This window comes from Variovorax durovernensis, from assembly GCF_977011995.1.
This window is the reverse complement of sequence record NZ_CDRNCW010000001.1, coordinates 4,783,956-4,805,390: the sequence shown is the minus strand read 5'-3', so window position 1 is coordinate 4,805,390 and position 21,435 is coordinate 4,783,956. Positions and strand designations below refer to the sequence as shown.

Annotated in this window: 13 protein-coding genes; 8 read left to right on the top strand and 5 right to left on the bottom strand. The window is 57.4% G+C overall.

Annotated elements, in window-relative coordinates; translation table 11 throughout:
* Window positions 1–18: 18 nt before the first annotated feature.
* Genes ACWV14_RS22775 through ACWV14_RS22765 form a run of 3 tightly spaced genes read right to left on the bottom strand, consistent with a single transcriptional unit; the run spans window position 19 to window position 5,171 of the window.
* Window positions 19–3,771, bottom strand: a complete 3,753-nt coding sequence (locus ACWV14_RS22775; RefSeq protein ID WP_455342674.1) for a DUF6079 family protein — start codon at window positions 3,769–3,771, stop codon at window positions 19–21.
* A 22-nt stretch (window positions 3,772–3,793) separates the two neighbouring features.
* Window positions 3,794–4,249, bottom strand: a complete 456-nt coding sequence (gene brxF, locus ACWV14_RS22770) for a BREX-3 system P-loop-containing protein BrxF (RefSeq protein ID WP_455342673.1) — start codon at window positions 4,247–4,249, stop codon at window positions 3,794–3,796.
* Between the two features lie 10 nt (window positions 4,250–4,259).
* Window positions 4,260–5,171, bottom strand: coding sequence for a WYL domain-containing protein (locus tag ACWV14_RS22765; protein WP_455342672.1), 912 nt, complete (start codon window positions 5,169–5,171; stop codon window positions 4,260–4,262).
* 291 nt (window positions 5,172–5,462) lie between these two features.
* On the opposite strand from ACWV14_RS22765, the gene ACWV14_RS22760 reads away from it, so the two are divergent.
* The 8 genes from ACWV14_RS22760 (at window position 5,463) to ACWV14_RS22725 (ending at window position 18,926) form a co-directional block, all read left to right on the top strand.
* A complete protein-coding gene (locus tag ACWV14_RS22760) occupies window positions 5,463–6,980 on the top strand; it encodes a sigma-54 interaction domain-containing protein (protein WP_455342671.1) in 1,518 nt (505 codons plus the stop codon).
* Between the two features lie 174 nt (window positions 6,981–7,154).
* Window positions 7,155–7,832: a vWA domain-containing protein gene (locus ACWV14_RS22755; protein ID WP_455342670.1), complete on the top strand. Its 678-nt coding sequence runs from the start codon at window positions 7,155–7,157 to the stop codon at window positions 7,830–7,832.
* Window positions 7,829–8,533: a PP2C family serine/threonine-protein phosphatase gene (locus ACWV14_RS22750; RefSeq protein WP_455342669.1), complete on the top strand. Its 705-nt coding sequence runs from the start codon at window positions 7,829–7,831 to the stop codon at window positions 8,531–8,533. Before ACWV14_RS22755 ends, ACWV14_RS22750 begins: the two co-directional genes overlap by 4 nt.
* On the top strand, window positions 8,530–9,957 hold the full coding sequence (locus ACWV14_RS22745; protein WP_455342668.1) for a protein kinase domain-containing protein: 1,428 nt from the start codon (window positions 8,530–8,532) through the stop codon (window positions 9,955–9,957). Before ACWV14_RS22750 ends, ACWV14_RS22745 begins: the two co-directional genes overlap by 4 nt.
* Window positions 9,958–9,964: 7 nt before the next feature.
* Window positions 9,965–13,279 carry a DEAD/DEAH box helicase gene (locus ACWV14_RS22740; RefSeq protein ID WP_455342667.1) on the top strand — a complete coding sequence of 1,105 codons (3,315 nt, stop codon included), beginning with the start codon at window positions 9,965–9,967 and terminating at the stop codon, window positions 13,277–13,279.
* Window positions 13,269–14,732 (top strand): hypothetical protein, encoded by a 1,464-nt coding sequence (locus ACWV14_RS22735; protein ID WP_455342666.1) that lies wholly within the window; start codon window positions 13,269–13,271, stop codon window positions 14,730–14,732. The genes ACWV14_RS22740 and ACWV14_RS22735 overlap by 11 nt, the downstream gene beginning before the upstream one ends.
* 1 nt (window position 14,733) lies before the next feature.
* A complete protein-coding gene (locus tag ACWV14_RS22730) occupies window positions 14,734–17,106 on the top strand; it encodes an AAA family ATPase (RefSeq protein ID WP_455342665.1) in 2,373 nt (790 codons plus the stop codon).
* Window positions 17,103–18,926: a DUF2357 domain-containing protein gene (locus tag ACWV14_RS22725; RefSeq protein ID WP_455342664.1), complete on the top strand. Its 1,824-nt coding sequence runs from the start codon at window positions 17,103–17,105 to the stop codon at window positions 18,924–18,926. Before ACWV14_RS22730 ends, ACWV14_RS22725 begins: the two co-directional genes overlap by 4 nt.
* A gap of 146 nt (window positions 18,927–19,072) precedes the next feature.
* Here ACWV14_RS22725 and ACWV14_RS22720 read toward each other — a convergent pair whose 3' ends face one another.
* Window positions 19,073–19,963, bottom strand: a complete 891-nt coding sequence (locus ACWV14_RS22720; RefSeq protein ID WP_422087610.1) for an NAD(P)-dependent oxidoreductase — start codon at window positions 19,961–19,963, stop codon at window positions 19,073–19,075.
* A gap of 9 nt (window positions 19,964–19,972) precedes the next feature.
* Complete coding sequence (locus ACWV14_RS22715) at window positions 19,973–21,421, bottom strand: aldehyde dehydrogenase family protein (RefSeq protein WP_454903883.1); 1,449 nt, start codon at window positions 21,419–21,421, stop codon at window positions 19,973–19,975.
* Window positions 21,422–21,435: the final 14 nt, after the last annotated feature.

The window sequence follows — 21,435 nt, the reverse complement described above, 5'->3', positions numbered from 1 at the left end:
CTCACGATGAACTCCCTGTCACTCAATGATGAAGCGCAGCTTTTCAGGATCTTCCTTGCCCTTGCAGCGTTCTTTCAGGAAGGCTTCGAAGCGCTCGCGCACATCCTTGAGCGTGGCCGGTGAACCACCCAGCAGCAGCGCTTGCTTGATCTCGTCGCCTTTGACCACGACTTTTTCCAAACCAACCAGTGCCATCTGCACGGCGTTGGAAAACTCGCTGGTGATGGGGTCTGGCAGCGTGCGTGACGACAGGAAGGCCTTGATCAGCTTCTTGCTGGCGTCTGGCAAAAGGCCAAGACTCTCCTGTGTGAAGGGGTCTTCCAGGTTTTCCAGCAAGGTTTGCTGCCAGTTGGCGACGAGCTGATCCAGATCGTCATCCAGCTTGTGCAGTGCTTTGGCGGCGGGGATGCTCAGCTCCAACTGCTCGGCAGAGGGGCGGTACTGGCAGTGCGGGCACACCGCGACCGTATTCAGTGTCGGCTCGTCCAGTGCTGAGCAGCTTTTGAGGCCGTTCAGCGACTCTTCAAACGTTGTGAGCTGGCTGACGTTCATCATCTCCACACCGGCCAGGACGCGCAGGCCTTGCAGACGCGGGTCGTTACGCAGCGTGTTGCGGCTCTTCTCTTCTGACACGCCGAGCCGCGCCTTGGTGTGGCTGGCGATGTAAGCGTTGATGTAGTCCTTCTTGAGCTGGTTGAGCGTTTGCCGGTACTCGCTGGCGTGTTCCGCCGTGCGGTCTTTGCTCAGCTTTTCTTGCATCGCCTTGCGCGCGGCTTCGGCCTGCTTGACCCACTCGTGCCCGGCAGGCAGCACCATTTCGGCCTGCGAGAGGTATGCTGCCGTGCTGCCCAGCTCCACCACCAGATCGAGCATGCGCTCAACGGCGGCCAGGATTTCCAGATTTTTCTTCTGCGCTTCGATGTCTTCTTGGGTCACGCGCAGATTCTTCAGCTTGCCGACGGTGTTGTACGGCGACAGGTCTTCGGTGAACTTCTTGAGCGAATCCAGCCGAGCGTGCCAGTCTTTGGCTTCTTCCTCGCGCAGCAGGTTTTGACCCCAAAAGCCGAGCTTGCCTTGTTGCAGGTCCGACCCCGCCTTGAGCACGCGTGGTGTCATGACGCTGATGCGGTCTTGCAGTTCACGCACCGATTCCGGGTCGCCCTGCGTGGCCTTTTGCGCCCAGCCGGAGGCCAAGCCAAAGAACTCGAACAAGGCCTTCAGCACGGCGACATTGATTTCCTTGGGCGCTTCGATGTGTTTGAACTGCTTGAGGTCTTCAAGCGAACGTTCAGCCAGTTGCACCAGCTTGCCGGAGTCGATCTTGTCGCCGGTGATGGACAGCACCAAGTCACCGGAGTACACCAAGCCGCTCAACACCGTGACCAGCAGGTCGGGCTCCAAGCGGTACTTGATGGGCGCAAAGTACTCGACATCCGCCGTGCCCGAGAGCAGTTCGCTGCGGTTGAGCACCTGGCCGTGGCCCTTGTCCTTCAAGCGCTTCAGCACTTCCTGGGCGTAGCGGGAGTTGGCAGGCTCGATGCGATCGCCGTCCAGCAGTTCCAGTGCATCCAGGATGGCAACAGCATCTTTCGTGCGGTTGCCACCCGCCAGGGCACGCAGCGCGTTTCCGACCAGTTGCTTGCGGTTGGCTTCGGTAAACAGAACCGAGAACGTGGGGTACTCGGGGGCCAGATCCACAAAGTGCTGGCTGAGGGCCAGACCGGAGGTGATGTTGACCACGTCACGGAAGTTGATGCGCTCATCTGGACCGAGGCGCGCACGGTCGCGCAGTGAGATGCCTTTGGACCAGTCTTGCAGGGTCTTGGTTTTGCCCTGGTAGGTCACTTCAAAGGCGGTCATCTGCTTTTCCTGCAGCCATTTGCCCATGGCTTTGAGGAAGTCCTGGGCCTTGGACATGTAGATGGCCTTGGCTCCGCCACTGGCGGTGGAAGCCAGTTCCAGTGCCGCAGCGTAGGAGGACAGATGGCGCTTGATGTCTTCGTCCAGGCCTTTCAGGCGGAAAAAGACTTCATCGGACAAGTTGTTGTCGGTGAACTTGCGTTTTTCGAACGGCGGGATGAAGTAGATGTAGAAGTCCCGCTCGGGCTGAGCCGTGGGCCGGTCATTCGGCGCACCAAAGAACAGGTAACCCATACGCTCGGCACGACGCTCCTGCCATTCGATCTGGTACTGCCAGATCTGAAAGCCAGAGACATAGCTCGGGTCGTTTGGATTTTCTCGGACCAGCTGCAGCAGGGCCGCGTAGTAGGCGCGATCAAGCTGGTCGTCATCGAGGCTACCGGTGCGGTTTTCGATTTGCGCGTCGTAGTCAATGTCTTTTTTCAGGTCAAGGTAGTACTGCTCGGTGTCAGCAGCCTTTGAGATGAACTGACCGTTGACGGTTTTGAGTACTTCCCGCAGGACCGTCACGACCTTGGAGAGCAAGTTCTCGGCAGCATCACCGGGCAAATCAGCAATGGTCGGGTCAAACAAGCAGAGAGCGTCACGCAGCTCTGCTGCGGTGGGGCCAATAGGCACGTGAATATCGCCGCCGGTGGTCAGGCGATGCACGGCCAGTGCGTTGATGACGCGCAGCGCCATCCCCTTGTAGGCTGGGCGGGTGAACGACTGCTGCACGCGAGACTCCAGCACGTCGGAAACGCGGAGAACTTCCTTGATGTTGGCATCTGGGCGCAGCGCAGAATTCTTCTTGATGGTCTGCCAGTAGCTCTCGTAGCTGATGAGCTCGGGCTTGTCGGTGGGCACTTCCTGGTCCAGTAGCGCCTTCATCGCCGCTTCGATGGTGGTCAGTGCGCCCCGCTTTTCGGCGAAGTGGATCTGCTCAAAGGTTTTGAGGTAGTCCGGGTGAACTGGGAACAGGCGGACGTACTCGTCCATGCGTTCGTTCATGGAGCCGTAGAACTTGGTGAACGACGTGAGGTACTCGCGGATCTTGTTTTGCTGATCGACGCTCTTTTTCAGCAAGCGCGCGGCGACCACAAAGCTGACGTCATTGCGGTCGATCAGAATTTGCGTGAAACGCTCGTGCACGCGGCGCATGCTGCTGGCCACGTGCTCGAAGCGTGCACTGTCGAAAATAGCTTCCTGCACACCCGCTACAAAGCGGAACTTGAGGTGCTTGGTGACTTCGCCAATCTGGCGCAGGATGGCCAGATCCAGTGCCAGTTCGTGGCCGCGACGCGAATCGAGGTACTCAAGGAACTCGTCCACCACCAACAGGATGCCCTGGCCCGGGTAGACGTCTTCAAACGCTCCCATCATTTCTTCGAAGGAGTGCTTGTTGTCCAGCTCCTGGTCAGCCGTGGGGAACGTGTAGGAGACGCCAAGGTTGGCCAGGAACTCTTGCAGCCTGCGAGTGATGATCTGGCGCAGGGGCATCTCCAGGCCACCCACCTCGATACGCAGCACCTTGAACTTGCCAGCGATAGACGCAGCGGCTTCGGCCACCTTCGGATGGCGAAGCATCGGGGCGTAGGCCGCATCTTCGGCCACCAGCGACAACACCGACATCAGGTGCGACTTACCCGTGCCGTAGTTGCCGACGATCAGCACACCTTTGTGGTCAACGGTGTCGTCGAAGCTGATTTGAGGAATCATGAGCTTGGCGATCCGCTCTGCCATGTCATCGGAAATGACGTAGGTGGTGACGAGCTTCTTTGCCTCATCGGGCCGCCCAGCATCGAGCAATTGAATGACCGATTCGATTTGTTCGAACTGGACCAGATCACCGTATTTCATCTTGTTAGCCATGTTTTCCTCGTTCCCCTAAGCTTTAAATCTCAAGTGCGACCACGCCATCAGCGTCGTAGTCGCGATATTCCGGGTGCGTCATCTCGGCGTAATACAGCCGATTTCCGCGCAGCTCGCCGGGCCACACGGCCACGACGCGCTTGGAGTGCGCCAACCGTTTGATCAATTCCAGCGGATTGATCTGCAGGCCACGCTCAAACAACAACTCGATGTTGTCGAGCAGCAGCACCTCTTCTTTGCGCTGCTTGTCAGCGATATCCCGCAGCAGCTGGCCCGCAGAAAAGCCACGTGCTGCGTGCGGCGTAGCCGACAAGCGACGCCCCAATTCCAAGTTGACGTTCAGTGGCTGGACACCCAGCTTGGCTCCCAACTCTTGCAGCAACTTGGTTTTGCCGCTGCCGCGCGGCCCAGCCAGAACGATGAGTTTTGTGTGCAGGCCGCCAAGCTGGTCTACGTACCGTTCAAGTTTTGTCAGCATCAGCAGCCCCTCATTCCGCTTCGGCTTCTGGCCGAAGGTGGTCAGGCGAGCGATAGCCGGGAGCTAGAAGCGCGTTCTTCACGCCATAGAGCGCCAGGTGATCCCGCAGCCACAGTCTGTATTCGTGACCCTGCAAGCTGTGATCGGGCGAGGCATCGACGCTCCAGCGCAAAAGCATGTAGCCAGCGACTGCCGCACGGACACGCATCCGAATCGAGCCATCTCTCATCCCGTAGTCCATTCGAATGATCTCGGGACGGCTCAAGCGCGGGTGCGGCACCAAGTCCAACTCCACGATCCGGGTCCATTGGATGTCGTTGTCTGGGCGCTCGTTGGCCTTGGGTTCCTCATCAACCAGGGTCGGCGCTTCGATGCGGGTGACGACAAAGTCTCGGAACTCGCTACTCTTGCGATCAAAGGCCCGGACGTGCCAGCGCAGGCCGGTATCGACCAAGGCGAAGGGAATGATCACCCGTTCCGACTCACCGCTGCTCATCGAGTGGTAGCGTATGGCCACCGGGCGCTTGGCGTGGATCGCACGACAGATAGGGGCCAAGACCTCCATCCGGGGGCCGCCCAAAACAGTGGGCGACTCACAAGGAAGCATCGGCTGCGATTCGCCGTTTACGCCATCGCCAAAGCCCAAGGAGATCGCCGACAGCACGCGGGCTGGTGCGTGTTCAAAAAGCGGGACGAAGTCCTTGCCAATCCGATAAATCTTGTTGCTGCCGTCAAATTCGATGTTTTGCGGGGCAATCTCTCTATAGAGAGCCAGATCCCGTGTTGCACCCGCAGGAGCAACCCCGAACCGACCGGTCAAATCCGGGCGACCGATTTCACCCATGAAGTAAAGCCGGAAGTCGATGTAGGCCAGCCGTTCCCGCTGGGCGTGGCTGAGGCTCTCAACACGTTGGGGATGCATGGTCAGACGCTCCTCATCCACGAAAGACGACGGTTAGACCGGAAATGGTTGTTCGATTGCTCATTGCTAGGCAGTTTACATCATCAAATTGATGACATCATACTCGGCTGCTGAGTGTCGGGCAAGGAGAGATATGGCGAGTGGATGCTGGGCACTGTGTGATTGGGCGGCATGCAGACCCGCGTGGCTCTGGTGTTCCGCTTGCCACCAACCCGCTCCTGGGAGACTTCCCATCTGCATACTGTGCGCGATAGAATGAAATTTATGTGACCACATAATTTCTTATGCCCGATGCCCACACTTTTTGCCTGGCTTGGTAATTCAGACCTCCGCGCCTCGGAGGATGCATCGGGCGCGGACATCGGCCCCATCTTGATGGCGCTGGATACGGGGGCTTATGAGCGCCTGGTACTCCTGTCAGATCACGGGCAGCAGAAAACGCAGAACTTCGTGGCGTGGCTGAGCGGCAAATTTACGGGCGCTACAGATGTGCGGCACGCAAAACTGCGCAGCCCCACCGATTTCGAAGACATATACGTTGCAGCCAACGGAGCGGTGTCTGCGACGCTGTCTTCTTCACCTGAGCTGCCAATCACTTTCCATGTGAGCCCGGGCACCCCTGCCATGGCTGCTGTGTGGGTGCTGTTGGCGAAAGCTAAGTACGGCGCCAGCCTCATAGAGTCCTCTCGCGAGCATGGCGTGCGTCCTGTCGTTGTTCCATTCGACTTAGCCGCTGAATTCCTTCCAGTTGCAAGCAAGCAAGCTGATGAGGCTCTCGCGCACCTTGTTCAAGGATTGCCTCCCGCTGCACCAGAGTTCGCCAGCATCATTCATCGCTGCAGTGCGATGAAGCGCGTCGTCGCGATGGCGCAGAGACTGGCTCAACGGGATCTGCCGGTGTTGATCCAGGGTGAATCTGGGACCGGCAAGGAACTCTTCGCGCGGGCGATCCATGCCTCCAGCAAGCGAAAAGACGCACCATTCGTCGCGGTCAACTGCGGAGCGATACCTCTCGAACTCATTGACTCCGAGCTGTTTGGTCACGAAAAGGGTGCGTTTACCGGCGCTCATGCCGGTCGCGTTGGTCACTTCGAGGCGGCTGATGGCGGGACGCTTTTTCTGGACGAAATCGGTGAGCTGCCGCTGTCGTCACAAGTTCGGCTGCTTCGCGTGCTTCAAGAGCATGAGGTGACCCGCCTCGGTGCCAGCAAATCTCGAAAAGTCGATGTGCGCATCGTTGCTGCTACCAACCGAGTCCTGCCGGAAGAGGTTCGGGCTGGCCGATTCAGAGAGGATGTGTTTCATCGAATCGCGGTTGGCATCTTGGCGTTACCTCCACTGCGCGCTCGCGAAGGAGATCTCAATCTGTTGATCGATGCTTTGCTTGCCCAGGTCAACCGCGAAGCGACATCACAGCCAGGCTTCAAACATAAGAAATTATCTGTAGGCGCAAGAAATGTTCTTCTTCGCCACACCTGGCCGGGCAATGTGAGGGAGTTGCACAACGCTCTTTTGAGGGCCTCCATCTGGGTTCCAGGAGAGGAAATAGCAGCCGAGGATGTCGCTGAGGTTCTCTCGCTCACATCCAGTGGCGCAGACGACTCCATTCTTGGGGCTGCACTTGGAGAGGGATTCTCTCTGCCTGATTTGATGGCAGATGTAGCTCGGCACTACCTCGAGAGGGCCATGGAACAGAGTCACGGAAACAAGACTGAGGCGGCGAAGCTGTTGGGTCTTGGTAGCTACCAAACATTGACGAATTGGCTGCTCAAGTATCAGTCAAAAATATCTGGCACGGATGGTGCTTAATGATAAGAACTTTTATGAATCGGAGGCTGGGTCATGGGGTTTGCAAAATACCAAGAGGACATCGTGAGCCGGTACGTCGGCGATTTCGCGATGCGTTCGACTCAGCCGCCGGTTTCGCCACCCAAAGCCCCAACCCCGAATACGAAAAATCAATCTGATCAAAGGACAAAGAAAATGAGCAGTCTCAAAAAATTTGCTGTAGCCACGCCCCGGCCTCTACCCGTGATCGTCTTGGCTGACGCGAGTGGCAGCATGGGGGAGAACGGCAAGATCGAGGCGCTCAACGCTGCGATGAAGGACATGGTCTCGACTTTCGCCAAGGAAAGTCGTCTACGCGCCGAGATCCAAGTGGGCTTAATCACCTTCGGCGGCAAGGCGCAGATGCACCTACCGTTGGTTGCGGCACACAGCGTCGCCGGGTTCGCGGAATTGAAGGCTGATGGAGTAACGCCGATGGGTGCTGCATTTGACCTTGCCCGTCAGTTGCTAGAGGACAAGGATCGCATCCCCTCTCGAGCCTACCGGCCCGTTTTGATTCTTTTGTCTGATGGGCAGCCGACCGACGACTGGGAGGCTCCTTTCAAGGCTCTCTGCGATTCCGAGCGGGCGCAGAAAGCAACCCGGCTTGCAATGGCAATTGGCCCAGATGCCGACGAAGCCATGCTGAGGGATTTTGCAAACGACGCAGAAGCGCCCATTTTCAAGGCCCACAACGCCCGGGACATCCATCGTTTCTTCCGAGCGGTGACCATGAGCGTCACCACTCGCACTGCAAGCCAAAATCCAGACCTCTCAACCACCTTCGTTGTCCCGCCGCCGGATGACGACGCATTGGACCTCGACTTCCAATGAGGTTTATTGCCTGCGGCGCGAGCGTCATCGGCCCCCGACACCTAGACCTGGGCGAGCCTAACCAGGACGCGATGGCTTTATCTGGCTGGCGGGGCGGATGGATTGCGGCCGTGGCTGACGGACTGGGATCTCGAGCACGTAGTGATCTGGGGGCACGTAATGCCTGCCAGGTTTCCCGACGGATTTTGCGCGCCGCATCGAGCAGCTTCGATCTGCCTGCAACGCTGCCATTGATTCATCAGCAATGGCTCGAAGCCATTGAGCCGACAACTCCAAGAGACGCCGCGACAACGCTGTTGTTCGGTCGCGTGACAGGTGAAGGCGATGTCCATGCAGCTCAACTGGGTGACGGTTTGCTGCTTGTGAGATGCGCTGGCCAGTTCCGTCGCGTCACACCAGACCGCACAGCCTATAGCAATCAGACGTGGGCACTTGAGTCCACTCACGTGCAGGACAAATGGAGCACCACATTCGGCCGACTCACCGAGCCAGGGGATGGTGTTGTCCTGATGACAGATGGCGTTGCCGACGATCTCGAGCCAGCCCAACTCGCAGAGTTCTTTGATGCGCTTTATCAAGACCTAAGCACTCGGAATCGTCGCCGAGGCAGACGCTGGCTGCAGTCTGAATTGAGCAACTGGGCGACCCCCTTGCATAGCGACGACAAGACACTTGTGACCATATTTAGGACGTCCGAATGAGCGCAACCACAGCAGAAGCACCGAAGAAAAACAGGACGGTGCTAGACCAACATGGTCAGTCCTATGAGTTGACAGGTCGCATCGGCGAAGGTGGGCAGGGAATCGTCTGCACGACCAACTACCCCAACGTTCTCGTCAAAGTTGCGCGAGCAACCACAGAAGAAAAACGAGCCAGTTGGACGAACAAGATCCGCGCACTTATGCGCCAGCCACTTGAAGGTCTTCCGATAGCACATCCGTTGGCCCTCATCACGCAGCCGCAGCCCGGATACGTGATGGAGTTGATGGATGGGTTGGCCCCAATGACTGAGCTGATGCAGGTGGCGACTGACTCATTGATGTCTGATGACGGCCTCACCGGCTATGTGAAAACGGGTGGCCTGCTGCGTCGGTTGAAGATGCTTGCGCGACTGGCGCGGGTGTTGGCTCAGTTGCATGGGCGTGGATTGGCCTATGGCGATCTCTCCCCTGCAAATGTCTTCGCATCGCAATCACTAGAGTACGCCGAAGTCTGGTTAATCGATGCCGACAACGTTGCGAGTCAGTCGCGTGATGGTCAGCAAGGCGTCTTCACTCCTGATTACGGTGCACCCGAGATTCTCCGGGGGGAGACTGGCATCAATACGCTGACAGACAGTTGGAGTTTTGCGGTCATGGCATATCGCATCCTCACGCTGGTTCACCCACTCAAGGGAGACGTTGTCCTTGAAGGTGAGCCCGAGCGTGAAGAGGCGGCTCTCCGTGGCGAACTCCCTTGGGTAGATCACCAAGTCGATCGCAGCAACGCCTTGTCGATTGGTCTGCCACGCGAGATCACGCTCAACGCGCCACTGCGTGCGTTGTTTGAACGATGCTTCAATGCCGGGCTGAATAGTCCAGGTGAGCGACCAAGTCTGAGTGAATGGGCTGATGCCTTCGAGGCTGCCACTGGTCATTGCGATCAATGCGAGTCCTGTGGCAGTACGTTCTTCTACACCCCAAAACAGACTTGTCCGTTTTGTGATCACGCTCAGGACAAGAATCGGACGATCCTGCTGCAGGAATATCGCTATATGCCGCCCGAGCTGCTCCGGGAGGGCTTGACGGAGGATGTTCCTGAGTCGTTGATTCGCAAGGAGTGCTGGACTCGCACAGGTAAGGCCCTGGTGTTAAGCGTGAGCCCAGCCGAATTGAAAACCTTGCCCTTGGGAACGTCCTTGTACGCGGATGCGAGTCCGCTATGTACGGTTCAACTTGCCAAGGATGGGTTGTGGATAGAGCCCTCAGCCGGTGCGCGAATTTCCTTGCAGAGAGCATCTGACGACAAAGTCGTAGCCGTTGCGCGTCGACAGCGGCTTAAATCAGAAAGTCGTTCAGGCGTGTCTTTCTGGCTCCATCTAGGGGCAGTAGAAGAAGAGCACGTCGTATGGCGTTTCAACTGGTGAGCCAACGATGAAACTCTGTGATTTTTCTCTTCTGTCGAGTGAACTTGTCCAATTCTCTTGTGACGACTTGGATGCTGATTGGCAGATCGGCGAGGCAGTATCAGTGCAGGCACACGGTAATGACTATCTTCTCCGTCAGGGAGATTTCGTCTGCGTCGGCAAAGTAGTCGGAAGCCAAGATCGAACTGCGATTCGGGTCCAGCGTGGCTTGACATTGTGGGTCTTAAGAAATCGACACGAAAAGGTTCTCCACCTTCAATCGCTGGATTTGGTCGAGCAGATCCAGTTGGATATGGCGATTTCTGTTGATGAGGCCATTGCGGAGCAATTGGCCAGCAGGGGTGAGATTTCCGCACCGGACGTACAGGCGGCCGTGGATTGGTTGACAGATCAATTCATCTCTGCTGATGACGCGGCGACCGCCGCAATGGATCGTGTCTTTCTTGGTCGCTTCGACAACGCTTCCGATGAAGGTTTCGTTCTGTTTGGAGCGGGGTGGCGAGGCACCGTCAAACGAGATGCGGGCGTGCTGAGACTGATGAGCGTCACACGTCTCAAGGGTACTAATGCACGTGTGGCGATGGCCGTAGGCAAGATCTCTTTCCAAGATGCCAGTGTCGCCGTTCGGCTCCAGAGTACAGAGCAGCGCGCACTCCTGGATGCTGCACTTCGCGACAACGGAAGCTACCTGCGCCTATGGCAGGAATACGGCGCGCTTGAATGGGAACAGGCGAGAGATTGCGCGCGAGAGCTTGGCTCTCTTCGGTTCAAGAACGCGGATCTCATCGAGGGTGAACTCTGGGCATGGTTTCTAAAAGTTGATGTTGACCACCAGAAGGATTTCCGAAAACGATGGAAAACCTTGGGTTTATCAGCCACAACACAAGTAGAACTTGGGGAGAAAGAACTCGATCTTGATTCCGAAGTTGAAGACACATCGGAGAAAGTCGACCGGGCACGGCGTCGCCCAGTTCGAGGGGTATTGCGGTTTGAGAAAGACGGCGTTGTCTTGATTCCAAGCCAGGACCGGCGCTCGGAACGGCCACCAGCCAAGGGCTTCATCTACTACTCTCTATCGGGTGACGAAGCTGTACAGACCCGTCGTGCGCGTGCAAGGCAATCCATCAATGATGGACGCCGATTGCCGCAATTGAGCTATCTGCTGGAAGGGGTTGCACCGCCAAGCGCCCGACGGCGTCAACTCGATGGCTTATCCGCCTACGCCAAAGCTTGCTTTAAGGGTGCTCCAACCAAGCGCCAGATTGAGGCATTGGAGAAGGCGATAAATACACCTGATATCGCGCTTATCGTTGGTCCACCAGGAACGGGAAAGACCCAGGTCATTGCTGCTTTGCAGCGTCGCCTTGCCGAAACACTAGGTGAAAACTCGCTGCAGCACCAAGTGCTGATCAGTAGTTACCAGCACGACGCGGTCGATAACGCCCTTAATCGTGCTGAAGTCTTTGGCTTGCCTGCCGTTCGCATTGGCGGTCGAGGGCGTCGTGACGAAGGCGGAGTCGACCCCGTTGGTGTTTGGTGTGAACGCAAACGAAAGGAAATCGCCGTTCGACTCGATACGATTCAGCTGAACGAGCCCCTGACTCAGCCCTTGAAAGAGCTTGATCGGCGGGTCACAGCATTGAGACTCGCAAGTTTGTCGGCACAGGAACGCCAAACACAGTTCGAGCAAATTGATCTTTTATTGCACCAGTTGTTCGCTCTGGATGTTCGTCTCCCGGCCAATATTAAAGACCGTTGGGATGAGTTCCTTGCTCAGCAGAAAAGAGTTGAAAGCCAGCGTCAGACCAACGAGCCCGCTGGGCTTGTGCGATTGCTCCGGGCTCTGCGCACCAGCCATATCGGGTTCTCCGATGACGGCCCGGACAGAGCTCATCAGCTTGAGCGCACTCTGCGACGTGGCGGAGTCAAACTCGAAGAGTCCGAGTGGATGTTGCTCCAGCGACTTTCAACGGTTGCCGACGCTACAGAGACAGACCTATCTGAATTGGCTGCCTTTAAGCGGTCCATGCTGGATCGACTGAGCCCCGACTACAGGCCCCCGCAGCTAAAGCAGGCGTTGAGTGGAGAAGCACTTGGTCTCTTGGCCGATATCGAGTGCGCAATCGACGCGCCTTTGCGCCAATCACGCCGTGGCATCTCTGCGGTAGTGGCCTCGTACCACGCGGCGCTTGCCCAGTCCCCCAATGAGGCAGCGAGAGCGGTCCGCGAGTACGCCAGCATTGTCGGTGCGACATGCCAACAGTCAGCTGGTAAGGCGATGAGCAGTTTGAAGGAGTTGAGCGATCTAGATGCATCAGAAGGAATTGAGTTCGACACGGTTGTCATTGACGAAGCGGCGAGAGCAAACCCTCTCGATCTTTTCGTTCCTATGGCGATGGCGCGGCGTCGCATCATCCTAGTTGGCGACCATCGACAGCTGCCTCACCTTGTTCAGCGAGAGTTGGAAGATGAACTCATTTCCAGGCAAAGCCTGACTGAGGCTCAAGCGAAGGCGTATGAGCAGAGTCTTTTTGAGCGGCTGGTGAAACAGCTTAGGGAGCAGGAGAAAGTCGACAACATCAAGCGCGTCGTGATGCTCGATACGCAGTACAGAATGCATCCCACTCTGGGTGACTTCATCAGCAAGCAGTTCTATGAATCTGTGGGACTGGACGTTTTGCACTCAGGGCGACCCGCACAGGATTTCGCCCACACGATTCCTGGCTACCAAGGCAAATGTGCTGCTTGGTTGGATGTGCCTCTGCAGGACGGGAAAGAAAAATTTCTAAAACCCGGATATGAAAGACGGGCTGAGGCAATTGCTATTGCAAAAGAAGTCAAGCGGATAACAGATTCTTGTGGGCCAACATTGAGTATTGGCGTGATTAGTTTTTACCGCGCTCAATGTGACCTAATTCTTGACGCCTTCGTCGACCAAGGCCTTGCGGAGGAGGAGGACGGTGAAATCCGGATCGCAAGACCCTACCGGCAGACTGAATCAGGTGATGAGCGCCTGCGCGTCGGCACGGTCGACGCGTTCCAAGGCAAAGAGTTTGATGTCGTTTTCCTGTCGATCGTGCGAGCTAACGACTCAGCCGTTTCCGATCAAAAGGAAGGGAGTGAGCGTGAACGATTGCTAAACGGTAAGTATGGCCACTTGCGCTTGGCAAACCGCTTAAATGTGGCGATGAGCCGTCAGAGAAAGCTCCTTGTTGCCGTTGGTGACAAAGGCATGGCTGAATGTCCCGAGTCCGAGGCAGCCGTCCCGGCTCTGAATGCGTTCCTAAAGCTTTCCAGGGAGGAGATGGCAAATGGTCGCTGATCGCTATCTCCGCTTTGATGCGCGTCGTCCCCCTGGTGGGCGTCCGTTTCTGTGGCCTGTTCGAGTTTGGAAAGTTCTCTATCCAACAAAGCGTGTACTGAAGCTGAATCTGTTCCAGCAGGCGATCCTTGGACTTGCACGGGCTCGATGCCAGGACAGCTCGGAAATGGCAGCACTGCTGGGGCTGGACCGGGAGCTCGTGGCGTTCATCATTGCCACACAGCTGATACCCAACGGATGGATGACTACCTTGGGTGCCGTTACTCCTCAAGGTGAGCGTGTTCTCGAAGAGACTCAGGACGCCAGCGAGGAAGTTCGAATGGGATACGCGTATCAGGACGCGATCTCTGGCAACTGGTTGCCGAGGTTCACTGAAGAACTTCCAGAAATTGAAGCGAAGCGAATCGATGAACGTGGTTATCCGATATTCCTGCGTGATTTGGATTCCGGAAAGGAAGATCGACCGTTCCGCCTAAATCATTTACGGGAAAGTGCACTGGAAATGGGGGCGCTCTTTGATGCGTTCGAGCGCTATCGGACGGATCACGACCACGCCAAGCAGCGTGATGATGAACTTCCGACACGTGTCCGCATTGAGAGCCTGAGCTTTGTCGAAGATTCGGCGCAGCCGATGTGGTTGTGGACGTGGATCTTTCCAGACGAGGCCGGGCCACAACCCTGGCTGGTTGCCGACCCTTTCGGTCTTCAGCAGGCGGCATCATGGTTGCGCAAGCCATTGCAGGAAGTCCTGCCTCGTAACGAGGGTCTGGCACGCTACATCGCTGACGCAGTGGGTGAGACGCGATCGAATGAATTGTCGGCAGAGGAGTGGCTGCGGTCTCTTGAGAACCAGATCGATTTGACTGTGCTGGCAGATTACAGCTGGTCCGAGAAAGTGCCTGCTATTTCAGGGTACTTGACCAGTGTGCTGCGCAGGAACGCACTGTTGGCCTCCCAAGATAAAACTTGGCAGGAAGATTTGACCAGTTTGCTGATTGAGACTCACAACCTCGCCGAGAGTGTTTTTCAATGGTTGTTGAAGAGATTTCCAGTGGACGTCCGTAGATTGCCCGATCGGAGCCAGGACAAGAATTGGACGAAGGATCTAGCTTCGGAAATTCTGCGAACACTCCCAGCGGCCCAACTCACCGATGACACAGTTAGGCGACTGGCTTCGCAGAATTTGAGAGAAATTCGGAATGCGCTTGTTCGAGGGAATAGTTCATTAAAGGCGTTGATGTTTGCCGCGCTGCTTTCCACGATTGAGCATTCCACTCATCCTCTCAAGGACCTTGCCCCCCAAGCTCTTGCCTTAGATCGAATATTGGACATGGCTGACGCGAGAAATCGGAAGGCCGGTCACGCGGGCGGTGACAAGATAAGCAAAGACGAAGCAATGGAATACGCTGATTTCGTTATCGAATGGGTTCAAATTTTTAAGGGCTGGTATTGATATGGCAAAACACAATAAGGGGAACAAAGCCCCAGTGGCGCAAAACACGAATGCTTCACAAAGTGCAGTCGCATCGGCATGGCAGAAAGCAACTGCTGGCATTGGCTCCCTTGCATCATTGGTGCAAAGCGATGCTTCCGTCGTGGCGCTCCACGACCTGGACAAAGATCAGGTCAGCGAATTGGAGAAAGCCGAACCTGAGAAAAAGGTTGAGCTCGAGAAGCTGTTGGCGAATGTCTCTGATGTCGCAAAGAGAGTTCGTGAGTTGCATGAGGATGCACAGAAGCGCACGGAAGACCTGGCTCGCAAGGAGGAAGCATTCTCTCGCCGAAGTGATGAGAACAAAAAGAGAACCGAAGAAATCCACAAACTCGACGATGAGTTAAAGCAAAGACAAGCCGAGATAAAAAAGTCTGAATCAAATCTGGCCGACAAGGAGCGGGAACTTGAAAAGCGGGAGTTGGATGCGCGATCCGGTTTTGCCGCCCAAAACGTCGCAGCACTCAGTGACCTAAAAAAAGAGATCGTGGAGCTAGAGTCTAAGAAGACAGAAATTCAACTTGGCATCCTTCAAGCAGAGCAAAAAGCACGTGACGATGAGTCTGCGCGCGCCTCCGAACTGATGGGTCGAGAAGCAGATATTGCAAACAAGGAGAGAAGTCTTCAGCAGCAACAACGACGGCAAGATGCGGAGTGGAAAGAGCTAGAGCGCGAACGGACACAGATCCGTGAAGATGCACTTCGCGAGGCCAGCCAGGAAATTGCGAGATTGACGGAGGCCCGACAACGAGCCGAGTCTCGCCTCGAAAAGGTGTACCGTGATTGGACCTTGACTGAACAAAAACTTGAACAATACCGAGAGTTCTCAGAGGCATTGGCGGGACGTTCTGCACGCGAGATTCTTGACGAGTTGGCTGCTCACAAGCGTCGAGTCACTCAGTTGGAAAATCATATTGCAAATAGTCAAGATGATCAGCTGCAATCTGAGAACGAGGCACTGCGAAAACTTCGTGATGAGCAAAAGACTCAACTCGATGAGGTTCATGTGGACTTGGCTGATGCCAAAGCCCAGCTTCATCGCCTGCGTCTCGGTGTCAGCGACAAAGAGAACCTTGAAAAAGAGAAGCGTGCCCTCGAAAAGAACAATCAGATTTTGAGTGCAAGGCTGAATGACCTGGGTAAAACGGTGGATGACCTCACCCAGTCTCAGCAGTCCGAAAAGCCGTTCCCCCAGATGGCATGGATGGATTCGGCATCCAATGCAGACTGGATCAAGGATCGCAAAGCCAAGGAGCTGAGCCTGCCGGAGCAGGATGTTCCTGATCTGAAAAAATTCTCGGTTGAATTGCAGCACAGGATCGCTCAAGCGGAGGAAGGTGCAACACTTCATTTCCGTCTCGAAGATATTCAGCTGCTGATTGCCGGGCTGGCCATGAGTCAGCTTCATATCTTTCAGGGTATCAGCGGCACAGGCAAAACGAGCTTGGCGAAGGCATTCGCAAAGGCTGTTGGAGGGCAATGCACTGACATTGCCGTCCAGGCTGGTTGGCGAGATCGTGATGATCTACTGGGGCATTACAACGCCTTCGAGAAGCGCTTCTATGAGCGCGACTGCCTGCAGGGTCTCTACCGTGCGCAAACAGCCGCCTACAAGGACCGGTGCAACATCATCTTGCTTGACGAGATGAATCTCTCCCGCCCGGAGCAGTATTTTGCTGAATTCCTCTCGGCTCTCGAAAAAAATGATCCAAGAGATCGATTGATCAGCTTGTCGGAGAGCCAGTTGCCAAATGCACCAGCTTTGCTTGTTGAGGGGCGAAGGATTCGAGTTCCCCATAACGTCTGGTTTGTAGGCACCGCTAATCACGATGAGACCACAAACGAGTTTGCTGACAAAACCTACGATCGTGCTCATGTCATGACGCTTCCCCGCCACGAAGCAGGATTCAAGATTGAGCCAAAGCCGAAGGCCAGCTTTAGCTATGCATCATTGATGGAGCGCTTTAATGCCGCTGCGACCCAGAACGCCGACGAGGTTGGAGAGTTGTTGGCAGAGTTGACAACGGGGCCGCTCACGGGCATTTTGCAGGATCGCTTTGACCTGGGATGGGGCAATCGACTCGAGCGTCAGGCAATGAGATTTGTCCCTGTTTACATGGCTGCGGGTGGCCGTAAAGAGGACGCGCTCGACCATTTGCTTGCCAGCAGAGTATTTCGGCGAGGTAAGGTCACTGGTAGATACGATGCGACGATCGATGATTTAACTGCCATCGAAAATGCCCTTACTACTGTTTGGAAGGGGTGGAAATCGGAGCCCCGCCGTTCCATTGCCCTGTTGGCTGAAGACCGTCGCCGGAAGGAACGTGGCGCATGAGATTTCTGGACCGCCTTACCGGTGGGACGCTCAGTAACCTGCCCGACGCGTTCCTGCCGGGGCGGTATTGCTTGCTTGAGCCACTCGTGGTTAACGGACACAGCCACTTGCAGCCCGGCGATCTGTTGTCGGATGACGGCTCTGGCGTCATCCGGATTCAGGACGATGAACGCCAAGTGCTCTCCAGCGATCAGACCGACGAGGAGCAGGCTGACTCCGATCTGTCCGCCGAGGCGATTATTTCGATTGCTGGCAAGCTCGCTCACGCACATGATGCAAATGTCTCGCCGATGCTACCGGCTGAGATGGCCGCGCAATGTGCACTTGAGGAACTCGAACGAAACTTGGCGACGGTACTCAGAGATGGTCATTTGCACTCGATATCTGACCGGCCCCGCAGAGACCTTCGATATGACGATTTGGTGGCACCCGTGGCGCGAGCTCGACGCCTCGCAACCTCGGCTTTAAGTCACCTGGCGTCACACTCAGATTGCTGGCAGCAGCGCACGCTCAGCGGCGTCCAACCTCGCAAGGTTCTGGCTCGTTTCAGCGAGGACGACTATGCCATCTATGAGAACAGGCTTTACAAGCGATTGCTGGATCGGCTTGATCGGCACATTGCCAGGAGACTGGCTCGCATCCGGGGTGTCAACTCACGGCTGGAACGAGCTTTGGAGTTTCAAGGCTCAGAGCAGACGCATTTTCGACTTCGCCAGGATATTTGCCGCCTTTGGGGGGAGTCATATCTTGATGACAAGACCGGGATGCAATTGGAGGCAGGAAAGCTTGCTCTTGCCGAGTTGGAGTCTCAGCTGCGTGCAATTAGAGGATTGAAACAGCGTGGCCTTTATTCCCTGGTTCCCGCAGCTTCGGTAGTCCCCGCCCAAATTCATCGAACAAACATTCTGAATCACGACCCTCACTATCGTCATCTGCCTCCTCTATGGGAGAAGCTGAAAGATGATCGAGAGGAGCGGCTATTGCCCCCGGAAGAGCGCTTGGCGCGACAACTGCAATTGCAACAAGCTTACGTCAGCTACGTCGGTCTAGTGGTCAGGCGTGCGCTGGAACGCTATGGTTTGCGCAGCATAGATGGAAATTTTGTGTTCAGTTGGGCTGGTCGGAATTTCGTACTCAAGCATGATGCGCATGATTGGGTCGTAACTCAGCCTGACGGATCTACTCTGAGAATCGTACCGATTGCCTGGTTCGGCGCTTCCATAAATAGCAGCGAGAGTCTGGAGTCTGGCCGCATCGTGTGCTGGCCAGGTGCTCCAACCAGTGTCGCATCGCCACAGTGTCTTCCCGTTTCACCGCTGGATCTTTACGTCGTAGAGAAAGTGGGGAAATTGATCGATGAATGGATGTTGCGGCAATTGCTCAGCGGTCATGGGCGAAAACTGGGGCCATTGCCTACACCGACCAAAAAACTGACTGAGGCCTGGCCGGAACAGTTTGAATCCGTTTCTCCAACGCACGTTAGGCTTCTCGCGCCAATCGATGCTCAGAAAGCCGCCGAACTGAAGGCGGTGCTCAGAGGCTCGGCGAATCCACAAGTTGAGGACGCCGTCGGCGTTGCCATCGAACAGGTTGCGGCGCTTGCTCAGCTCTGTGGCCATACAGCGCGATTCGAACCCGGGCAGCAGCAAGACTTCTACTGCCAATGCGGGATTTGTCAGACGACTTGGTCGCTCAAGACAACAGGGAAAAGGCGACACTTTTCCATCCGACCGAAGGGTGCATCGACCATACCAGAGGCGGACGGCTTTGTATGGTCTGGCAGGGATTGGCTGGAGTTCGACTTGGGTTCAGCACAATGACGATGGCCAAATCGTTGAATCCACGCCATCAAGGCCCATGCGTTACTATCTGGTTCTGAAAGCGGACGCGGGTTCGGTTCCGTGTTCCACCACCATATTCGATCACGCTAAGTCCAACAAAATCAAGGACTTACGCGATCTGGCGATCAGCGCAACGCTTCGACCAGGTCGAGCACCATCCGGTCGCCGCCGAACTTCTCGACACCTTGCGTCAGCAGCGCATCCACGGCCTGCGCAATGCCATGGCTGGAAGACGACTGCTCCGCCATGTCGTTGTAGTAGCCCAGGTCCTTCTTGGCATTTGCCATCGAGAACTTCAGCGAGTCGGTGCCGCCCGTCAGCAGCTTGGGCTTGACGCGTTCCAGCGCCACGCCGTTGCCGCCGCCCTTGGCCAGCACATCGACGAACACCTCGGGCTTCACGCCGGCGCGCTCGGCGCAGGCAGCGGCCTCGCACAGCAACGCCACGGTGCCCAGCGATACGAAGTTGTGCAGCAGCTTCATCGCGTGGCCGGCGCCGATGCCGCCCACGTGCGTGATGTTCTCGGCAAAGCAGCGCAGCAGCGGCAGGCACGAGGCCAGCACCTCGGCGTCGCCGCCCACCAGCAGGTTCAGGCGTCCTTCGGCGGCTTCCTTGGCGGTGCGCGTCATGGGCGCGTCGATGAACTTGCCGCCCTTGGCGCTCACCGCCTCGGCCACCTTGGCGGTGGAGGCGGGCACTGCCGTCGAGCAGTCGATCACGACCGTGCCGGTGCGCAGCGCGGAGAGCGCGCCCTTGTCGCCCAGCATCACGGCCTCGACCTGCGGCGTGCCTGTCACGCAAAGGATCAGCACGTCGACCTGCGCGGCCAGCGCGGCCACGTCCTTCACCGAAGTGGCGCCGGCCTTCAGCAGGCCGTCGATCGGCTGGTTGCCCGCGTGTTCCAGCACGGTCAGCTGGTGGCCGTGCTTGACGATGTTGCTGGCGATGCCATGGCCCATCAGGCCGACGCCGACGAGGCCGACCTTGCGCGGCGTCTGCTGTTCAGTGGTTGTCATGTGTTGTCTTCATCCGTGCTTGATTGCGATGGTCTTGAGGGTCGTGAATCCGAGCAGGGCCTCGAAGCCCTTCTCGCGGCCGAAGCCGCTGGATTTCACGCCGCCGAAGGGCAGTTCTACACCACCCGCCGCACCGTAATTGTTGACGAAGACCTGCCCGCAGTGCAGCTTGTGCGCCATGCGCAGCTGGCGCGCGCCGTCGCGGGTCCACACGCCGGCCACCAGGCCGAAGTCCGTGCCGTTGGCCAGGCGCACCGCCTCTGCTTCGTCGGCGAAGGGCATCACGACCAGCACGGGGCCGAAGATTTCGCGCTGCGCCAGGTCGCTGTCGTGCGGCACGTCGCGGAACAGCACGGCTTCCTGGTAGTAGCCATGGGTCGATGCATTGGGCGACACCGTGCCGCGCGCCGCCACTTTCAGGCCTGCGGCCTCGGCGGTCGCGACCATGTCGCGCACCTGGCGGAACTGCTTTTCGTTGATGAGCGGGCCCATGTCGAGGTCTTCGGCGGGCGTGCCCGCGCGCACGGCGGCGAAGCGCTTTGCGAGCCGCTGCACTACCTCTTCGTAGACCGACTGTTCCACCAGCACGCGGCTGCCTGCCGAGCAGGTCTGGCCCGCGTTCTGGATGATGGCGTTGAGCAGCACCGGCTCGGCCGCGTCGAGGTCGGCGTCGGCGAACACGATCTGCGGCGACTTGCCGCCCAGTTCCAGCGTCACCGGGCAGTGGCGCTCGGCGGCGGCCAGGCCCACGCTGCGGCCGGTCATGGTCGAGCCGGTGAAGGAGATGTGGTCGATGCCCGGGTGCGCGCACAGCGCAGCGCCGGCTTCCTTGCCGTAGCCCGTCACCACGTTGAGAGCGCCGGCCGGGAAGCCGACTTCCGTCGCAAGCTCGGCGAGCCGCAGCAGCGACATGCTGGCGTCCTCGGCCGGCTTCACCACGCAGGCGTTGCCGGCGGCGAGCGATGCGCCCACGCTGCGGCCTGCGATCTGCATCGGATAGTTCCAGGGAATGATGTGGCCGGTCACGCCGTGCGGAATGCGCACCGTCAGCACCGTGTAGCCGCGTTCATAGGGCAGCGTGTCGCCGTGCAGCTTGTCGCAGGCGCCGGCGTAGTACTCCATGTAGCGGGCCAGCGCGGTCGCGTCGTTGCGCGCCACGCGCAGCGCCTTGCCGGTGTCGCGGGCTTCGAGCTGGGCCAGCTCCTCGTGGTGCTCCATGACGGCGGCGCCTAGCTTGCTGAGCAGGCGGCCGCGCTGCAGCGCCGTCATCTCGCCCCAGGGACCGTCGAAGTTGTCGCCCATGGCCCGGCGCGCCGCGCGCACGGCCGTGTCGATGTCGGCGGTGGTGCCGCGCGCGATCTCGCCGAATTTCTGTCCGTCGCTCGGGTCGATCACGTCGATGGTGGCGTTGCCTTCGGACGCCGCGCGGCGGCCGTCGATGTAGTGGGTGGCGTTCATGGGGTCAATGTCTC